General features: G+C 58.0%; 15 protein-coding genes and 2 pseudogenes. 9 read left to right on the top strand and 8 right to left on the bottom strand.

What is annotated here, in order from left to right; genetic code table 11:
• Window positions 1-191: 191 nt before the first annotated feature.
• Together IE151_RS04370 and IE151_RS04365 are read left to right on the top strand one after the other, a co-directional pair.
• Complete coding sequence (locus IE151_RS04370; protein ID WP_189488238.1) at window positions 192-791, top strand: TetR/AcrR family transcriptional regulator; 600 nt, start codon at window positions 192-194, stop codon at window positions 789-791.
• Between the two features lie 768 nt (window positions 792-1,559).
• Window positions 1,560-2,695 (top strand): annotated as a pseudogene (locus IE151_RS04365) (IS3 family transposase).
• A gap of 362 nt (window positions 2,696-3,057) precedes the next feature.
• Here the strand turns inward: IE151_RS04365 and IE151_RS04360 are convergent.
• Together IE151_RS04360 and IE151_RS04355 are read right to left on the bottom strand one after the other, a co-directional pair.
• Window positions 3,058-3,273 carry a cold-shock protein gene (locus IE151_RS04360; protein WP_189488236.1) on the bottom strand — a complete coding sequence of 72 codons (216 nt, stop codon included), beginning with the start codon at window positions 3,271-3,273 and terminating at the stop codon, window positions 3,058-3,060.
• Window positions 3,274-3,664: 391 nt separating this feature from the next.
• Complete coding sequence (locus IE151_RS04355) at window positions 3,665-4,198, bottom strand: hypothetical protein (protein WP_189488234.1); 534 nt, start codon at window positions 4,196-4,198, stop codon at window positions 3,665-3,667.
• 220 nt (window positions 4,199-4,418) lie between these two features.
• Between IE151_RS04355 and uvrB the strand changes: the two are divergent.
• Together uvrB and IE151_RS04345 are read left to right on the top strand one after the other, a co-directional pair.
• Window positions 4,419-7,172 (top strand): annotated as a pseudogene (uvrB, locus tag IE151_RS04350) (excinuclease ABC subunit UvrB); the annotation flags it as partial.
• A 494-nt stretch (window positions 7,173-7,666) separates the two neighbouring features.
• The gene (locus tag IE151_RS04345; protein ID WP_189488230.1) at window positions 7,667-8,248 is read left to right on the top strand and encodes a DUF922 domain-containing Zn-dependent protease; all 582 of its coding nucleotides are present in this window, start codon (window positions 7,667-7,669) and stop codon (window positions 8,246-8,248) included.
• 3 nt (window positions 8,249-8,251) lie between these two features.
• Here the strand turns inward: IE151_RS04345 and IE151_RS04340 are convergent, their stop codons facing one another.
• Complete coding sequence (locus IE151_RS04340; RefSeq protein WP_189488228.1) at window positions 8,252-8,650, bottom strand: DNA breaking-rejoining protein; 399 nt, start codon at window positions 8,648-8,650, stop codon at window positions 8,252-8,254.
• A 130-nt stretch (window positions 8,651-8,780) separates the two neighbouring features.
• Between IE151_RS04340 and IE151_RS04335 the strand changes: the two genes are divergently transcribed.
• Window positions 8,781-9,311, top strand: coding sequence for a penta-EF hand family protein (locus tag IE151_RS04335; RefSeq protein WP_189488226.1), 531 nt, complete (start codon window positions 8,781-8,783; stop codon window positions 9,309-9,311).
• 81 nt (window positions 9,312-9,392) lie between these two features.
• On the opposite strand, the gene IE151_RS04330 is transcribed toward IE151_RS04335, so the two are convergent.
• The 3 genes from IE151_RS04330 to IE151_RS04320 all read right to left on the bottom strand — a co-directional run bounded on the left by IE151_RS04330 (window position 9,393) and on the right by IE151_RS04320 (window position 11,874).
• Window positions 9,393-9,872: a Kazal-type serine protease inhibitor family protein gene (locus tag IE151_RS04330; RefSeq protein WP_189488223.1), complete on the bottom strand. Its 480-nt coding sequence runs from the start codon at window positions 9,870-9,872 to the stop codon at window positions 9,393-9,395.
• A gap of 116 nt (window positions 9,873-9,988) precedes the next feature.
• Complete coding sequence (locus IE151_RS04325; protein ID WP_189488222.1) at window positions 9,989-10,633, bottom strand: MBL fold metallo-hydrolase; 645 nt, start codon at window positions 10,631-10,633, stop codon at window positions 9,989-9,991.
• 347 nt (window positions 10,634-10,980) lie between these two features.
• Window positions 10,981-11,874: a branched-chain amino acid aminotransferase gene (locus IE151_RS04320; RefSeq protein ID WP_189488221.1), complete on the bottom strand. Its 894-nt coding sequence runs from the start codon at window positions 11,872-11,874 to the stop codon at window positions 10,981-10,983.
• A gap of 285 nt (window positions 11,875-12,159) precedes the next feature.
• On the opposite strand from IE151_RS04320, the gene IE151_RS04315 reads away from it, so the two are divergent.
• The 3 genes from IE151_RS04315 to IE151_RS04305 all read left to right on the top strand — a co-directional run bounded on the left by IE151_RS04315 (window position 12,160) and on the right by IE151_RS04305 (window position 14,793).
• Window positions 12,160-12,675 (top strand): MarR family winged helix-turn-helix transcriptional regulator, encoded by a 516-nt coding sequence (locus IE151_RS04315; protein ID WP_189488220.1) that lies wholly within the window; start codon window positions 12,160-12,162, stop codon window positions 12,673-12,675.
• Window positions 12,676-12,677: 2 nt separating this feature from the next.
• Window positions 12,678-13,382, top strand: coding sequence for a response regulator (locus IE151_RS04310; RefSeq protein WP_189488219.1), 705 nt, complete (start codon window positions 12,678-12,680; stop codon window positions 13,380-13,382).
• Between the two features lie 103 nt (window positions 13,383-13,485).
• Complete coding sequence (locus tag IE151_RS04305) at window positions 13,486-14,793, top strand: ATP-binding protein (protein ID WP_189488378.1); 1,308 nt, start codon at window positions 13,486-13,488, stop codon at window positions 14,791-14,793.
• Between the two features lie 120 nt (window positions 14,794-14,913).
• On the opposite strand, the gene copM is transcribed toward IE151_RS04305, so the two are convergent.
• Window positions 14,914-15,273, bottom strand: coding sequence for a CopM family metallochaperone (gene copM / locus IE151_RS04300; RefSeq protein WP_189488218.1), 360 nt, complete (start codon window positions 15,271-15,273; stop codon window positions 14,914-14,916).
• Between the two features lie 12 nt (window positions 15,274-15,285).
• Window positions 15,286-17,673, bottom strand: coding sequence for a heavy metal translocating P-type ATPase (locus IE151_RS04295; protein WP_189488217.1), 2,388 nt, complete (start codon window positions 17,671-17,673; stop codon window positions 15,286-15,288).
• Window positions 17,674-17,820: 147 nt separating this feature from the next.
• Between IE151_RS04295 and IE151_RS04290 the strand changes: the two genes are divergently transcribed.
• Window positions 17,821-17,958 (top strand): hypothetical protein, encoded by a 138-nt coding sequence (locus tag IE151_RS04290; protein WP_189488216.1) that lies wholly within the window; start codon window positions 17,821-17,823, stop codon window positions 17,956-17,958.
• The last annotated feature ends 18 nt before the right edge of the window (window positions 17,959-17,976 follow it).

Genomic DNA, 17,976 nt, shown 5'->3' with positions numbered 1-17,976 from the left:
GCTTTTTGATGTTTCCTCCGTCCATAGGAAACAATGCGATGCGAAATGTGATCGCCTTCCACATGAATCATTCACGCATCTTGCGCTTCCAGTTCGAACCGATCCTGCTAATCTCTGCGTGCTCAAGCCGATTGAGGAGTCGGCTAGACGCTCAAAAAGAAGACGTACGCAATGGAGGAGGAACGTTGCGCATGGAGAGAAGCAGATACTCTATTGGGCCTGTCCGAAACCCGCAGAGCCAGCGCGCCGTCATTGATGCAGCAACGACCTTGCTGCGAACTGATGGCTATGCCGCCTTTTCGATAGATGCCGTTGCACGCCGCGCCGGCGCGAGCAAGCCGACGATCTATCGCTGGTGGAAGCACAAGGCAGGCCTGATCCACGAAATATTCGACACAGAGAGCGAGAACCTTCTGTCGATAGAAGAGACCGGATGCTTGCGTGACGAATTGCATCAGCTTTGTCGCAACCTCTTTACGGGCTGGCGCGACACGGCTTCCGGAATGGCACTTCGCGGCCTGATCGCCGAGGCTCAGCAGGACCCGCGCGCGCTCGCTCTTCTCAAGGATGAGATCATACCTTTTCGCCTGCAATACCCCATGCGTGTTCTGGAGCGCGCGCAAAAGCGCGGCGACATTGCGCCATCCCGCGACCTGCACGCCGCCGCTCGTCTTCTCATGACACTGAACTGGCATCTGCTTTTGACCGACTCCCTTGAGGAAGACGAACTGCTCCTTGCGTCGATCGATCTGGTGATCGACGGGCTGGTGGTTGGGACAACGACTCCCTGATCCTTGGTCGCAATGGCTTGATCTTTACCCTCGAAGCGGCAACTGAACAGATCCGGATTGGCTCGAGCGCAGCAGAAAAATCCGCTACGGCTTTTGCCGCGCGGTTGTTCGCTTCCCCTTATGTGGAGCCATCGATCTGGCTCGGGCGGGGAAAGGATGAAATGGAGTCAGGGCATGTGGCCCGTTCATTTCATTGTATTCTCGCATGCTTCCACATGCCCTGAACGGTTCGAAAGCATTGACTGGTGAGTTTGTCAGGCTCTCATGTCGCGGCCTTCCTGCATACGGGTCGCTAATCCGCATGCATCCGCTTTTTCAGCGCATCAGGTGTCCGGGTGCACACCATATACCCCAAGCGCAGGGAGAGTATCCCTCACGCCCGCAAGGTGTGAATGGATTGCGCCCCAACACCTGGAATAAAAATGACAAGCGCTTGATTTCGATGCTTTTAAAAAATTCAGCTGCGGAAATTCATCCACGCCCGCACAGGCTGTTCAAGTGCTGACGCGCAGAAGGCGCGCACCAGCCGAGCCGCGGTTTGCTTTCCCTGACAAGCCGAGTGCCGGTCGAACATACGGACAGCTCATTGACACGCATGGTAATGGACACTGTTCGCCAGCTCCTGATCTCAATCGATTTGCCCGACTCCGATGAGAAGGAAGCGCCTAAGCTATCCTTGGCAGCCGCATGGCGCCAAAGCGTGTGTGACCTTGCCCCGTTGAAATAATCCATTTTGAAGTAAGCTCTGGTCCATTAAGAGGACCAGGAATGAAGCGCAACCATTTCTCGGACGAACAAATCATCGGCATTCTGAAGGAGCACGAGGCAGGCACACCGGTCTCGGAGCTTTGCCGCAAGCACGGCGTCAGCGATGCCAGCATCTACAAGTGGAAGGCCAAGTTCGGCGACATGGACGTGTCCGAAGCCAAGCGGCTCTTGGCGGATGCGATGCTGGACAATGCTGCTTTAAAAGACCTTTTGGGAAAGAAGTGGTGACGCCCGCAGCCAAGCGGAGAGCTGTCGCGCATCTGATGAACCAACATCGGATGAGCGAGCGGCGGGCGTGTAAAGCCATCGGCTTTTGCCGAATGACGATCCGTTACGCAACCAGGCGCAGCGATGACCACGACCTTCGCGAACGGATGAAGGCGCTGGCGCATGAACGCCGCCGCTTCGGATATCGGCGCCTTCATGTGCTACTCAGGCGTGAGGGTCACCTTGTGAACCACAAGCGGCTCTATCGGGAAGAGAAGCTGACAGTGCGCAAGCGCGGTGGCCGCAAGCGAGCGATCGGCACCCGAGCGCCGATGCTGATCCCGCTTGCCGCCAATGATCGCTGGTGGCTGGACTTCGTGTCGGATCAACTCACCGATGGTCGCAGGTTCCAGGTTCTGACGGTCGTCGATGATTGCACAGGGAATGCCTGGGCCTCGTCGCCGATACGTCCCTTTCCGGCCTGCGGGTTGCCCATGAGCTGGATCGGATCATCGAGGAGCGCGGTAAACCGAAGATGATCGTCAGCGACAATGGCAGCGAGTTCACCAGCAACGCGATCCTGCAATGGACGGACCCGACCGAGGGGGAATGGCACTACATCGCACCGGGCAAACCGATCCAGAACGCCTTCATCGAAAGCTTCAATGGGCGCCTGCGAGACGAGTTCTTGAATGAAACTCTCTTCTCGTCACTGACCCATGCCCGATCAGCGCTTTTAAACTGGCGCAGCGATTATAACGATAACCGATCACACTCTGGCCTCGGCTGGCTGACCTGCAGAATTCGCCCAGACCATAAACCCGCGACGGGTTGCGGTGCGCAGCGAAAATGCCTCCGCACCGCAACCCGCCGCTACCGCCCCAAATACAGCAACCCAAAACCGCTGGAGCGAACTCAAAACTGGATAAAACTTGCGGGCAAGGTCAGCATTAAGGAACAGGCAATGGGGGGAATGTGCCGTGTGCCCCGGCAGTCACGATCTCAACAGGCGGTTTTAGGGGATTGTCGATGCGATGCACCGCCACGGAGATTACGCGCGTGTTTCAAACCGCTCCGTCCCAGCAAAAACAAAAGCGCCGATGTTCCCCACACCGGCGCTTCAGTTTTGGCATATCCGGCGACCAATCAGAACCGGAAAACATGACTGCGCCAGCCTTTGCCGACCGGCGCAGAAAATCCATGATCGTTTCACTCGGAAAACGATATCTTCACGGAGCTCAGGCTCGCATGATCAGCCGCGTGGACCTCAGCCCAGCCACGGCTGCCTTCATTAGCCGTCAACCTGGAGGTTAACTGCCTTCGGGCCCTTGCCGCGGCGATCCGGCTCGGTGTCGAAGGAAACTTTCTGATTTTCCGATAGCCCCTGCAAGCCAGAAGCCTGAACGGCGGAAATATGTACGAAGATATCGGCACCGCCATTGTCCGGCTTGATGAAGCCAAAACCCTTGTCGGTGTTGAAGAATTTTACAATCCCAGTCTCAGCCATGGGGAACTCCTTCTCCCATAAGTTTCATGCTGGCCTCGCGGCCGGTTTGGATCGGTCTTTACTCGGGGAGAAGAAATAGTCCGCTGCCGTCCCGGGGGATGCCAGGCCCCTCTTCTGCGCCAGTTCGTCAGGTCTTTCGCTCATGCGAATGCTTACCCCATGCCATTCCACTCTCCGGGCCGGCAAATGCCCGAGGCCGGAATGTTCCCCTATTTTTTTGATTATCACAAGCGAAACTTTGCACCGATTGCAGTGTTTTTCTACGGCGAGTAGCATCGGGAAAATCTGTTCTGAAAAAGGGGCGGAATTACGGGAGGATCTCCCGGGTTTCTCAAGAATAGGTCTAAACAATGATTCAGCTAAAGATACAATTGCTCCCGATAGACTTGTGCTACCGTCCCTCGCAGTAGCGCACCGACCCGCGCTGCACACACGCACCGCCCGGTCGTAACGGCCGTTGCGGCAGCGCCTCCTGCGGTTCCCGAACCCTTTCATAAATCTCGATCCGACAATTACGTCCGACATGCCGGTGAGCAACAGGGCGATTGAACCCCGGCACATGGTGCGTTCTTACATTGCGGTGGCAATCGCTGTAGCGTTGCTCCGGCCGCCGCGGCTGCGGCTTCAAACGCTGCTCTGTCTTTGGCTCGACCCGTCTCTGCTGCTGCGGAACGAGCGGTCGGGTGCGGCCATCGGGCTGGCCCCCATTGAGGATAACCGGCTGACAATCGGCGTCATGCGCATGGTAGAGATCACGCCCGTACTCGGGCACGAAGCCCATCATTGGCTGGCCGTGGCAGTTATGGACGAGGAGCGCGTGGTTCGGGGCGCTCGGAGCGATAGGCTCCATAAGCGGTCCCGCAAGACTCGCCAGAGCGCTCGATATCAATATTGCACCTGCGCCAAGCGCTTTGCGTATCGTCATTACTCTTAACCCCGGCAGCCCGCAGCAGTATCGCACGAGGCTCTCGCCGGCGCCAGCAAACAACGCCGAGACGGTAAACATCGCCTTTGCGACATCTGCTGCGAGACATGAAAAGATGCGTTGAATTTCCCGTACGACACGCCATATTCCGCACATGGCCCCGAAATCCCGCTCCAACAAGAATGAGTCGTACAAGACGTCCGACGATAGTGCAGTTTCCAACGGCTTTGGCGAAGCGCCACAGCCGGGGCTCACTGGCAACCCGCTGGAAGGCTCGATCGCCGACTGGGCAAAGCAGATCGAGGATGAAGCGGCCAAGCCTGCTCCTGCCGCGAAAAAGCCGAAGACGCCCGCCGCCAAGTCGGACAAAGCTGCCCGCACCGCGCGCGGAACCTCGATGGGCGGAGCGGCCACGGCGCGCGAACGCGCTGCCGCAGGCCTTAATCCTGTAGCAGGTCTCGACATCAGCCTCGAAGAGGCCGAAAAGCTGCTCGAAGAGCACACGAAGGCCAACAAGAAAAAGAAGAAAGCGGGCGCCAGTCTCGAAGGCACGCCTGCGTTTGGTGCTGGCGTCACCGCGACCGTGCAGGCGCTGGCCGATCTGATCGAGGCAGGCGACCCCAACTTGCGCGGCGGTGTCGCCTGGACGCCGCACCGGCCTGCACGTCCGGAAAAGTCGGAAGGTGGCATTCCCTTCCGCATGGCCTCCGAATTCAAGCCGTCAGGCGATCAACCGACGGCAATTGCCGATCTGGTCGAAGGATTGAAGAATGACGAGCGCAGCCAGGTGCTGCTTGGCGTTACCGGCTCCGGCAAGACATTTACCATGGCCAAGATCATCGAGGAGACGCAACGTCCCGCGATCATTCTCGCACCGAACAAGACGCTTGCCGCACAGCTTTACGGGGAATTCAAGAAATTCTTCCCCGACAACGCCGTGGAATATTTCGTTTCCTATTACGACTACTACCAGCCCGAAGCCTACGTCCCGCGTTCCGACACCTATATCGAGAAGGAAAGCTCGATCAACGAACAGATCGACCGCATGCGTCACGCCGCGACGCGCGCCCTGCTGGAGCGCGATGATGTGGTAATCGTGGCGTCCGTCTCCTGCATCTACGGTATCGGCTCGGTCGAAACCTATACTGCCATGACCTTCCAGATGAAAGTGGGGGACCGGCTAGACCAGCGCGCGCTTCTGGCCGATCTCGTCGCGCAACAATATAAGCGGCAGGACATGAATTTCGTCCGCGGCTCCTTTCGTGTCCGCGGCGATACGATCGAAATCTTTCCGGCCCACTTGGAAGACGCCGCATGGCGCATCTCGTTGTTTGGCGACGAGATCGAGCAGATCACGGAGTTCGATCCGCTCACCGGCAAAAAGACGGGCGATCTCGAACAGGTGAAGATTTATGCCAACTCGCACTATGTGACGCCGCGCCCGACGCTCAATCAGGCCATTGCCTCGATCAAGGCCGAATTGAAGCAGCGGCTTGCCGAGCTTGAAAAGGCGGGGCGCCTCCTTGAAGCACAGCGGCTTGAGCAACGCACCCGCTTCGATCTGGAAATGCTGGAAGCCACCGGCTCCTGCGCCGGCATCGAAAACTATTCGCGCTATCTCACCGGCCGCAATCCCGGCGATCCGCCGCCAACTTTGTTCGAATATGTGCCGGACAATGCCATTCTCTTCGTCGACGAAAGCCACGTCACCGTTCCGCAGATCGGCGGCATGTATCGCGGCGACTTCCGCCGCAAGGCCACGCTGGCCGAATATGGCTTCCGCCTGCCCTCCTGCATGGACAACCGCCCGCTGCGTTTCGAGGAATGGGACGCGATGCGCCCGAACACTGTGGCGGTTTCGGCAACACCTGGTTCCTGGGAAATGGAAGAGGCCGGTGGCGTTTTTGCCGAGCAGGTCATTCGTCCCACCGGCCTGATCGATCCCGAGGTCGAGATCCGACCTGCCAAGACGCAGGTAGACGATGTTCTGGGCGAAATCCGCGAAACGACGCGCAAGGGCTATCGCACGCTTTGCACCGTGCTTACCAAGCGCATGGCCGAAGACCTGACCGAATATCTGCACGAGCAGGGCGTGCGCGTGCGTTACATGCATTCCGACATAGACACGCTGGAGCGGATAGAAATCCTCCGCGACTTGCGTCTTGGTGCGTTCGACGTGCTGGTCGGCATCAATCTGCTGCGCGAAGGCCTGGATATTCCGGAATGCGGCTTCGTGGCCATTCTCGACGCAGACAAGGAAGGCTTCCTTCGTTCGGAAACCTCGCTCATCCAGACCATCGGCCGTGCTGCCCGCAACGTTGATGGTCGGGTCGTTCTCTATGCCGACCAGATTACCGGCTCGATGCAGCGCGCCATGGAAGAGACGGCGCGGCGTCGCGAAAAGCAGATGGCCTACAACGAAGCACACGGGATCACGCCGGAGAGCGTGAAGTCGCAGATCGCCGACATTCTCGATTCCTACTACGAGAAAGACCATGTGCGACCCGACATTTCCGGATTCTCGCAAAGCGGCGCGATGGTGGGCAACAATCTGAAGGCCCACCTGGAGCATCTGGAAAAAGCGATGCTGGCTGCCGCTTCCGATCTCAATTTCGAGGAAGCCGCCCGCTTGCGCGACGAGGTCAAGCGACTGCGCGAAACGGAACTGGCGATCTCCGACGACCCGATGGCGCGTGAGGTCGAGCTGGAAAGTCCCGTCTCCGGTCGCAGGAAGGGCCAGCATAATAAAGGCGTGCCAAAGCATCGCGTCATTGAAGGCAATGATGATGCCAACGAAGTGCTGGAAGGCAGTCCCCGCGACGAACCGTCCAATATCTTGTTCGCCAAGCCGGAGCTTGATGAAATGGGTGCCGACGGCACCCGGCCTCACCGCAGCGGAGACAAGTCGCTGTTCCGCAAGAACACGCTGGACGAGATGACCGTCGGTCGCACTGAAAAGCCTATGCGTGGTGCAAGGCCGGAAAAGCCCGCGCCAGCCACGCCACAGACCGGGAAGCGCTACTCGCCGCTGCAGGACGACAAATCCGTCCCCGCGCAGAATACGGGCAACAATGCTGACGACGTGCGACCGATGAAGCGTGCCCGGCCTGGCGTCGGCTCATATGAGGATCCGGCAGACGAGAAGCGAAAAGGGCGTGGCAAGGGCAAAACTGGACGACCGGGACGGTGACGCCCCGGCAAAGTCGTCAGCACAAGAGATCACTCAGCGCCTCGACGATCCTCGTTAGCAATTTCCTCGTGAACCTTGCTTCTCGATCGTCCTGTGCGTTCACAAATCGGATCAATGTCTCCCGCAGTCTTTAACCATTCGGCAGCGCCTGCAATTGTGAGTTCCGTCGGAAACGAACCAAAGTCCAGCATCACGGCGGGCTGCCGACAGACTACGCAGCTAATGTACGGAGCAACGAAACGCTGGACGCACCAGTCCGAGCTGATAAGAATGCGCGCATGCGCCTCCTTCTTCTCGCCGCCCTGCTCTTGTCTCCCCTGCCAGCCTTCGCCTGGTCGCCGAAGGAGCGGATCGAAACCTATGCCGTGAACGGATCGACCGGTTTTGCGCTTTATCAGTCGATCGGTGAGCGTGGACCGAAAGCCAGTGTCGGTCGCACCATCGCTCATACGACCTTCGACCTCACATGGCGGCGCGATTACCGCCCGCAGGCGGACGGGTCATGCGTTCTTGCTTCGGCCCGCCCCAATCTGACGATCATCTATACCTGGCCCGAAGCTTCAGGCACCCAGCCCTTCCTGCTGCGACCAAGTTGGGAGCGCTTCATGGCGGGCGTCGAAAAACATGAGCGGGTGCATGGCGAGCACATTCTCGACATGGTGAAGGCCATTGAAAGCTATAGCGTCGGCCTGCGTGCGGAGAATGATCCTAAATGCCAGAAGATTCGCCAGACCCTGCAACAGCGTCTTGCTCAGCTTTCCGCCGAGCAACGGCAAAGAAGCCGTGAATTCGACCGCGCCGAGTTCACCGATGGCGGCGCGGTGCACCAATTGATTCTCGATCTCGTAAACGGGCCCTAGGGGCTATTCGACGGCAACGTTAAGTGTAAACCGCGCACTTTCGCCGCGGCGGGCAGCGCTGCGCATCAGATAGACGTCGATGAGATACATTCCATCCTGCGTGATCTTGAGAGCGGCAGGACGCCCCTCCTGTGACCCGATGAAAAGCGCACCATCCGCTCCCTCGCGTCGAATATTGAAATAGTTGCTGCTATTATCGGTCGCGAGACGCACATTGAGCGTCTGACCTTTCTTCGCCTCAAGGCTATACGACGTAGAATCCTCGCCAGAGAGCCTGTCTCTGATTGCCGTTGCACTCTCACCCGCTGGAAAGGCAACGAGTTGCGGCGTCTCCATCGCGACGGTGGTCATGCAGGCGCTCATGGTGAATAGCAGCGAGAGCAGTCCGGTACGTAGGTTCAAAGACTGCATCCTTTTGCTTGTCTGGGATCACCCTAGCCTGTTTCGTCCAATTACCAAAGTTTAATCCGCCCGCCACCCTTCGGTAAGCCTGCCGCTGGCAGGTTGACTTTATAAGAAGGAGTGAAACCTTATGAAGAAAATCGTCCTGCCAGCCATCGCCGCTCTTTCGTTTGCGGCCGGAACTCTCGCCTTTGCACAAGCCCAGCCGCAGCCTGCCCCGAATGAAAGGGCAGCCAGGCAGGAACAACCCAAGCGCACTCATGTCTCCAGGGAACAATTTGGTGAACGGCGCCTCGGCGCTCTGAAATCCGCCGATATGAATGGCGACGGCAAGCTTTCGCACGAGGAACTCGAGAAGTTCGCCCTGAAGCAACAGGCCAAGCGCGCAGCCGATCGCATGACGCGCCGCCTCGATATTGACGGCGACGGCATCGTGACGCTGGCTGAAATCGAGCGTCATCAGCAGAAGCGCTTCGCCCTCTTCGATCGCAATGATGACGGAAAACTCGAGCGCCGGGAGTGGCGCGAGATGCGGCGGAAAGTCCCTCACCATGGTGACGCTCATCGCTGGCATCACGGTCCCGAATCGCATCAGGGCAAGCCGCATGATTGGCCACGCCAGTCTCGTCCGATGCAGGATGAAGGAAAGATGGAGCTATAGTCGAAGGAGTTTCCCTGCCCTTTCCAATGAAAAAGCCGCGCTTCTTCAGTCAGCGCGGCTTTTTCTCCTTGGCAATGAGACTTAACGACACTCGCCGTTGCGTACGACACGATAGCCTTCGCTCTGTGCGACGCAGGAATTCGGGAAGGTACGGTCACGCCCAGCGCGCACGGCACATACCGGACGATATTCCTGCGTGCACATTTGCGGCCGATCTGGTCTTCCAGGCCGATCCGGGCGCCCCGGTCTGTCGGGGCTGCCCCAGCCCGGGCCGCCGGCCCCCGGACGATCGGGACGGCCGCAGGAGCCGCCATGCGCCACGCGGTACCCGGAATTGCGGGCTTCACATGAATTCGGGAAAGTGCGCTCGCGTCCGCCACGAACGCCGCAGACGGGCGCATATTCGCGTGTGCAGATGCCCGGTCCAGGACGATCGGGACGGTCCCAACCTGGCCGCGGGGGCGGCGGCCCACCTTCTTCTACCACCACAGCCGTACAACCGACAAGAAACAGGCCGGAAAGCACAGCGAGTGCACCGGCGATTTTCAACTTGGTTGGCATGAACCCTCTCCCTCCAGATTGGATGACACGAACGCGTCTGCCAATATGATACGCTGGCGTGAGGGCAAGCGCCAGCGTCCCTCCATCAATATGCTTAACCTGCCTGTTTTGAGACGTTACAGGCTACCCAGAAATGGGTTCGTCCGGCGCTCGTCGCCAATACGGCTTCCCGGACCGTGCCCGCAGATGAAACTCACTTCGTCACCCAGCGGTAGAATCTTGTCGCGGATAGAAGCCAGCAGCGTGTCCATATCTCCACCCGGCAGGTCAGTGCGGCCGATAGAGCCATTGAACAGCACGTCGCCCATATGCGCGAAGGATGCAGCCCTATTGAAATAGACAACGTGTCCCGGCGCATGTCCCGGGCAATGCAGCACCTCGAAAACGTGCGCGCCAAAAGAAACCGTCTCCCCTTCCTCAAGGAACCGGTCGGGCGTGCAATTGCGCATTCCATCAAAACCGAAATTTCGGGCGCTGTCCTCAATGCGCTGCAGAAGGGGCACGTCATCCTTGTGCGGGCCGACTATATCGACGCCCAGCGCTTCCTTGAGCTCCATCGCGCCGCCAGCATGGTCCAGATGACCATGCGTCAGCCAGATAGCGCCAATCTCGATACCCTTTTCATTGATAACGGAAAGTATCTGCGGAACGTCGCCACCCGGATCGATCACGATGCCTTTCTTCGTCTCCTCATCGAAGAGGATCGTGCAGTTCTGCTGGATGGGGGTAACGGGAACAATGACGCCGCCAAGCTTGCTCATGACATGACCTGAAAAAATTAAGATGAACAGCCGTAACAGAAAAAAACCCAGGTCGTAAACGACCTGGGCTAAATGAGGTTCGAGCCATATTACGAACCTGATCCGGACAGCACATTTGTGCTGAAACATCTGCACTACGGGGAAGCTATTTGCTTCATTCTCGCGAAATGCTTCAATCTGTTGCTTTCAACATAAGGTTTTTTCTAAAGCTGGCAAGCCCGAATTTGCACCAATTTTGCACAAAATATTGCCAAGCCTGTTATTTGTGCAATTGCATCAATTTTGCGCTAAAACCCAACCGCCGCCATTCACGGCGGCGGCAAGTCGAACAAGATTTCACGTCGCGCTTACTCGGCTGCAATCGCCTGCTTCGGACGAACGGCATTATTATAATCATTCATCAGTGCCGTTCCGACTGATCCGACGGTGAACTTATAAGGCCCGATTTCCGAAACAGGCGTCACCTCGGCAGCTGTCCCGGTAAGGAAGCACTCGTCGAAGCCAGCCATTTCCTCGGGAAGAATCGCGCGCTCGATCACTTCGATGCCGCGATCCCTGGCAAGACCGATTACCGTGCGACGTGTGATGCCATCCAGGAAGCAATCCGGGGTCGGCGTATGGAGCTTGCCGTCCTTGACGAAAAACACATTGGCGCCCGTCGCTTCGGCAACCTGACCACGCCAGTCGAGCATCAGCGCATCCGAATAGCCCTTGTCTTCCGCGGCATGCTTGGACAGCGTACAAATCATGTAGAGGCCCGCGGCCTTGGAGCGGCTGGGCGCAGTACGTGGATCGGGGCGACGGAATTCGGCAATATCGAGACGAATGCCCTTGAGCTTCTGCGCCGGGTCGAAATAGCTAGGCCACTGCCAGATGGCGATGGCAACATTGATACGATTGCTCTGCGCCGAAACACCCATCATCTCCGAACCGCGCCAGGCGATCGGACGAACATAGGCATCTTCGAAGCCCTGCCTGGCAAGCAAGTCGATGCACGCCCTGTTCAGCGTTTCGACCGAATACGGAATGGTGAATCCGAGCAACCTCGCCGATTCATGCAGACGCTCCGTGTGCTCGTTCAGCTTGAAAATCTCACCGCCATAGGCCCGCTCACCTTCGAACACCGAACTGGCATAGTGGAGACCGTGCGTCAGCACATGCACCTTTGCATCTGCCCACTTCACGAATTCGCCGTTCATCCAGATGTAGCCGTCGAGTTGATCGAATGGAACCGAAGCCATGATTGCCTTCTTTCTGCGGGTCCTCATCCCGCAAGCATAATGTTCAACTGCACCCTCAACTCCTTAAGGGCGCTTTTCAATTGCGCTTTTCACGTAAAATTTCAAGGAAGTTCCAGAAAAGCCGCCTAAGCTTGTCTTTTCATTCGCCAGAAAGCGAAAAGCTTGTCAAAAGTTACCACTACATGCCAAACTATGTCAATATCGCTGACATAATTTCGTTGTTGGCTTATTATTTCAATGAGGTTGGGCTATGGGCTGGCTCGTAACAGGATCGCAAGGCACCGCATGAAACCGCTGGCAAGCAAAATTGACGAACCCGTCCGCTCTCCGCTCACCCGGCACGAGGGCATCGACTTCGATCTGATCGAGCTGATCTACTTTGCCTATCGCGATTTTACGTCGGATCCGGACGTTATTCTAACAGATTACGAGTTCGGGCGAGCGCACCATCGCGTATTGCATTTCGTCAACCGCAAGCCCGGATTGACGGTTGCCGAACTGCTCGACGTCTTGCGCATCACCAAGCAGAGCTTGTCGCGCGTTCTGAAACAACTCATTGACAGCGGCCATATTCTACAGATCCAGGGCACCACTGATCGCCGCCAGCGCGAACTTTATCCCACGCAAAAGGGACGAAATCTCGCACTTGAGCTGGCGCGGCCACAGTCGCGCCGCATCCGCACAGCATTGACCGGCATGACGACAGAAGAACGGGCTGCCATCGAGCGCTTTCTTGGTGCTATGGTGACAGACGGGCAACAGCAGGCGCCAAAGGCAGTGCCGCAGATGCATGAGGATTGAACATGACTGAAAAGCCAGCGCTTCTTGATGACGATGCACCGCATATACTCGTCGTCGACGACGATACGCGTATTCGTAATCTCCTGCGTCAGTTTCTTTCCGAACAGGGTTTCCGCATTTCCGTGGCCGCAGAAGCCGGCGAAGCGCGCCGCCAGCTCGCTGGCTTCGAGTTCGATCTCATCGTACTCGACGTCATGATGCCGGGCGAAAGCGGCGTGGAGCTAACTCGATCCCTCCGCGAAACCCGCGATGTTCCGATCCTTATGCTGACGGCATTGTCTGAGACAGATGCGCGCATCATGGGCCTTGAGGCTGGCGCGGATGACTATCTGCCAAAGCCGTTCGACCCGCGCGAGCTAGTTCTGCGCATCAATAATATTTTACGCCGTGGGGGCAACCAGACGACGCCGAAGCTCGAGCAGATGGTTTTCGGTCCGTACACGTTCAACATTGCGCGCCGGGAGCTCAAAAAAGGACCCGAGGTCATCAAGTTGACGGATCGCGAACAGGAAATCCTCGTCATCTTTGCTGAGCGGGCGGGCGAAACCATCCCCAGACATGAACTTGTGACTGGAAATGTCGAGGTGGGTGAGCGTACCATCGACGTGCAAATCAATCGTTTGCGGCGCAAGATCGAACGCGATCCCGCCAATCCCGTCTGGCTGCAAACGGTTCGCGGCATCGGATACAGACTGAGTGTTGAGTAAGGCAGAAATCGCCGAAGATCAGGCATCGCGTTCCTCGCCGCCGCCACCGCGTCGCCAGGATCTGACATGGCGTCTGCGCCGTTTCGCACGACGTGCTGGCCATATGCTGACACGTTTCATGCCAAAGCGGCTCTACGCGCGGTCTTTGATCATTGTCATCGCGCCGATGATCCTGCTGCAATCGGTCATTGCCTTCATGTTCATGGAGCGTCACTGGCAAACGGTGACGCAGCGCCTTTCAGCAGCCGTAACGCGGGACATTGCCGCCATCATCGACATGATCGAAACGTACCCGAACGACCGCGACCATGCAAACATGGTCCGCATCGCCCAGGAGCGACTTGGTCTGAAGATCGATCTTTTGCCGAACGATCCACTGCCTCCGCCAAGCCCTAAGCCCTTCTTCTCGATCCTGGACGGCATTTTATCTTCAGAGATCACGAGCCAGATCAACCGCCCCTTCTGGCTGGATACGGTCGGCAACTCGAACATCGTGGAAATCCGCATTAAGCTTGAAAACCAGGTCCTGCGCGTTTTTGCGCGCCGCAGCCAGGCCTATGCATCCAATACGCATATCTTCCTGCTCTGGATGGTCGGAACGTCGCTCGTACTCTTGCTGATCGCGGTCCCCTTCCTGCGCAACCAGATCAAGCCGATCCTACAGCTGGCGGAAGCAGCAGAGGATTTCGGCAAAGGACGGCCTGCTGGTGATTTCAAGCCGCGCGGCGCAGATGAAGTGCGGCGGGCCGGTGCCGCCTTTATTCAGATGCGCCAGCGCATCGAGCGCCAAATCGAGCAGCGTACTACCATGCTCTCCGGCGTCAGCCACGACCTGCGCACAATCCTCACTCGCTTCAAGCTCGAACTGGCTTTGTCCGGCTCGCAGCTCGATCTGAAGGCGCTCAACAAGGATATCGATGACATGCAGACGATGCTCGAAGGCTACTTATCCTTCGCGCGCGCCGAAGCGGAGGAAGATATTGGCGATTTCAGCCTGCAGGAATGCGTCGCCCGCTTCGAAGACGAGGCCGCGATGCGTGAGCGCGGTTTCATCGCCCATATTGGCGACATAGACGATATTCATGTGCGCCCGAACGCTTTTTCGCGCTTGCTGCACAATCTGGTTGGAAACGCCTTCCGTTACGCCCAAAATGTGCAGATGGACGCAAAGCTGCAGAATGGAATCCTGACCATTATCATAGACGATGACGGTCCAGGCGTTCCCGAAAGCCGTCGCGAGGATGTTTTCAAACCATTCCTGCGCCTGGATGAAGCCCGCAACCTCGATGCGTCCGGGACGGGACTAGGCCTTTCCATCGCGCGCGACGTCGCCCGCAGCCACGGAGGCGACATCCTTCTCGAAGACAGCCCTTTGGGCGGATTGCGGGCGAAGGTAAGGGTACCAGCCTGATTACCAGGAGCGCATGAGACACTCCTCAGCGTTTTTACACGCCTGAGCTATGACGCTTATTTTCCTTGTTATCCGAACATTAACGGTCCTATTCCGGATCAAACACCCATGCATGGTTTCTCAATCCTCATGCGCCTTCAACCAGGCCTCCAGCTGTGCAATCTCGGCTTCCTGTGCAGCCACGATCTCTTCTGCCAGCTTGCGAATTTCCGGGTCCCTCCCATGTTCCAGGACAGTCCGGGCCATATCAATAGCTGCCTGATGGTGCGGGATCATTCCGCGGGCAAAGTCGATATCGGCATCTCCCGTATAGTCGATGCCCATCATAGCTTTATGCATCCTGTCCATCTGCGCCTTGTATTGCGCGGTGGACGGGCTTTCGGCGGGCGCCGCCTGATGCCCGCCATGTCCTGCATGGTCCTGAGCGAAAGCAAGACCCGATGAAACCGAAAGCAGCAGTACGAGAACGAGTTTATTCATGGAAACCTCCCATTATTTCAGCGAAACGGCGCGCAGACGCAAAGCGTTCGCGATGACGGAAACCGAAGACAGGCTCATGGCAAGTGCAGCCAGCATTGGCGACAAAAGCAGGCCGAAGGCCGGATAGAGGACGCCTGCCGCGATTGGAACGCCGAGCGCGTTGTACCCGAAGGCGAAGACGAGATTCTGGCGAATATTGCGCATGGTTTTCTCCGCCAGCAGCCGCGCCCGAAGAACGGCCGCAAGATCGCCCTGAAGCAGGGTCAGGCCTGCGCTCTCGATAGCCACGTCGGCCCCCGTTCCCATGGCGATCCCGACATCGGCAGCACTCAAGGCCGGCGCATCATTGACGCCGTCGCCCGCCATAGCCACTCTCGCCCCCTCGGAACGAAGGGTTTCGACCAGCTCCAGCTTGTCCTGCGGCTGCAAGTCAGCGTACACCGCGTCGATCCCGAGTTCCCGCGCAACCGCCGCAGCCGTTCGGGAATTGTCACCCGTCGCCATGACGATTTTCAAGCCATGGCCTTGCAGCGTGCGGATCACCTCGCGTGCTTCGCGGCGCACCGTATCGGCCACTGCAACCAGGCCTGCAAGCTTCCCGTCAACCGCGACATACATTGCAGTGCGGCCCTTTTCCTGCAATGCGAATACCTGATCGGCAAGCGATGCGGTTTCGACCCGGAGCCTATCCATCAGCGCCTTGTTTCCCAACGCCACGGCAAGCTCATCAACCCTCCCCGTAACGCCCATGCCGGTTATTGCCTCGAACGCCTGTGTCGGTTGTATCTTTATGTTCCGGTCCCGCGCGCCCTTGAGGATGGCGTCCGCCAGCGGATGCTCGGAACCTGCCTCGAGCGCGGAGGCAATTTCAAGCAGCGCCTCTTCATTGCCATCGAGCGCAACGACTTCCGTCAAAGCAGGCTTGCCGGTGGTAAGCGTCCCTGTCTTGTCGACAATCAGCGTATCGACATTGCTCAGGCGTTCGAGAGCTTCGGCATTGCGGATAAGTACGCCTGCCTGCGCTCCCCTGCCCGTTGCTGTCATGATCGACATTGGCGTGGCAAGGCCGAGCGCACAGGGGCAAGCAATGATGAGGACGGAAATCGCTGCCACCAGAGCATGCGAAAGCGTTGGCTCCGGTCCGACCAGCCACCAGATCGCGAAGGCAAGCACAGAGAACGCAACAACCGTCGGGACGAATATCCGTGAGACGCGATCTACCATGGACTGGATCGGCGCCCGCGACCGCTGCGCCGACGCCACCATTTCGACGATGCGTGCAAGCAAGGTTTCGCTCCCCACCTTCTCGGCCCGCATGACGAAGCTGCCACGCTGGTTCAGCGTTCCCCCAGTCACGGCAGAGCCGACGACCTTTTCGATCGCGAGACTCTCACCCGTCACCAGCGATTCATCGACCGAAGATGCCCCCTCTTCGATTACGCCATCAACCGGTACACTCTCGCCCGGACGCACGCGCAGCCGGTCGCCAACCCTGATCTCTTCAAGCGGGACGTCCTGCTCATGATTGTCATCGGCGAGCCACCTTGCCGTCTTGGGCGAAAGGTCGAGCAATGCCCGAATGGCTGAACCAGTGCGCTCACGCGCTTTCAGCTCCATCACCTGACCGGCAAAGACCAACGCGACAATGACGCCCGCCGCCTCGAAATAAACGGGAGCCGAACCGCCATGCCCGGCAAAGCCGTGCGGGAGAAAATCAGGGAAAAGGAGCGCAAAAACGCTGAAACCGTAGGCGGCCGCGACGCCAATGGCAATCAGCGTGAACATGTTGGGCGACCGGTTGCGAATGGATGCCCAGCCGCGCTCGAAGAAGGGCTTTGCCGCCCACAATACGATCGGTGTCGCCAGCACAAGCTCGAGCCATTGCGACGTGCGTTCGCCAAGCCAGTTGCGCAGCGGCAATCCGACCATCGGCGCCATGGCAATGATGAAGAGTGGAATAGCGAGACCGGCACTGATCCAGAAGCGGCGCGTAAAATCGACCAGCTCCGGATTGGGCCCCGCATCGGCAGTGGGAATACCCATCGGTTCGAGAGCCATGCCACAGATCGGACATGTACCGGGCCCCTCCTGCACGATTTCCGGATCCATCGGGCAGGTGTAGAGCGTACCTTTCGGCATAGGCTCCTGGTTTGGCGGGCCATTCCGGTATTTTTCCGGCTCAGCCTCGAATTTGGTCTTGCAGCCACCTGAGCAGAAATAAACCTTCCTGCCGTCTAACAAGGAAACATGCTTCGCTGTCGCTGGATCGACGCTCATGCCACAGACCGGATCGATCTCCTCATGCACCGCATGAACCGCAGCGTGGTGGCTGCAACAGCTTCCAGTGCCGGGCCGTTCCTCAGGCGCTGAGCAAGATGAATGTGTAGCGTCTTTTTGCATTGCCCTACCTCGAACTTGTTCCGTCCGGATAAGTTGTAGGGCTTCCAGTGACTGGAAGGTCAAGCGCTAATTATGCCAGCATTTATACGGGCTATGTCGAAGCCGCGTCCCGCGTCACTATAGCACCTGTATGAAAGGGAAATTTACATGGAAAACAATGAGATAGAAAATCCAGAGATACAGCCCGTCACTGATGACGCCCCGATAGATCAGGGGTTGAACGACCTTTGGCTGAACCTGTTTGGAGCCGCAGAAGCTGGCGGAGCCTGGCCGGAGCCTCTCTAGAACAGACGGCGGAAAAGC

This window comes from Limoniibacter endophyticus (genome assembly GCF_014652835.1).
GTDB lineage: Bacteria > Pseudomonadota > Alphaproteobacteria > Rhizobiales > Rhizobiaceae > Limoniibacter > Limoniibacter endophyticus.
This window is presented reverse-complemented; position numbering and strand designations above follow the sequence as displayed.

Bases quoted from the DNA above. Each gene is read 5' to 3' on its own strand.
- IE151_RS04295 (WP_189488217.1), bottom strand. From the start codon at position 17,673: ATGCAAAAAGACGCTACACATTCATCTTGCTCAGCGCCTGAGGAACGG.
- IE151_RS04320 (WP_189488221.1), bottom strand. From the start codon at position 11,874: ATGGCTTCGGTTCCATTCGATCAACTCGACGGCTACATCTGGATGAAC.
- IE151_RS04360 (WP_189488236.1), bottom strand. From the start codon at position 3,273: ATGGCTGAGACTGGGATTGTAAAATTCTTCAACACCGACAAGGGTTTT.
- IE151_RS04345 (WP_189488230.1), top strand. From the start codon at position 7,667: ATGCGCCTCCTTCTTCTCGCCGCCCTGCTCTTGTCTCCCCTGCCAGCC.
- IE151_RS04325 (WP_189488222.1), bottom strand. From the start codon at position 10,633: ATGAGCAAGCTTGGCGGCGTCATTGTTCCCGTTACCCCCATCCAGCAG.
- copM (WP_189488218.1), bottom strand. From the start codon at position 15,273: ATGAATAAACTCGTTCTCGTACTGCTGCTTTCGGTTTCATCGGGTCTT.
- IE151_RS04310 (WP_189488219.1), top strand. From the start codon at position 12,678: ATGACTGAAAAGCCAGCGCTTCTTGATGACGATGCACCGCATATACTC.
- IE151_RS04315 (WP_189488220.1), top strand. From the start codon at position 12,160: ATGAAACCGCTGGCAAGCAAAATTGACGAACCCGTCCGCTCTCCGCTC.
- IE151_RS04290 (WP_189488216.1), top strand. From the start codon at position 17,821: ATGGAAAACAATGAGATAGAAAATCCAGAGATACAGCCCGTCACTGAT.
- IE151_RS04370 (WP_189488238.1), top strand. From the start codon at position 192: ATGGAGAGAAGCAGATACTCTATTGGGCCTGTCCGAAACCCGCAGAGC.
- IE151_RS04305 (WP_189488378.1), top strand. From the start codon at position 13,486: ATGCTGACACGTTTCATGCCAAAGCGGCTCTACGCGCGGTCTTTGATC.
- IE151_RS04335 (WP_189488226.1), top strand. From the start codon at position 8,781: ATGAAGAAAATCGTCCTGCCAGCCATCGCCGCTCTTTCGTTTGCGGCC.
- IE151_RS04355 (WP_189488234.1), bottom strand. From the start codon at position 4,198: ATGACGATACGCAAAGCGCTTGGCGCAGGTGCAATATTGATATCGAGC.
- IE151_RS04330 (WP_189488223.1), bottom strand. From the start codon at position 9,872: ATGCCAACCAAGTTGAAAATCGCCGGTGCACTCGCTGTGCTTTCCGGC.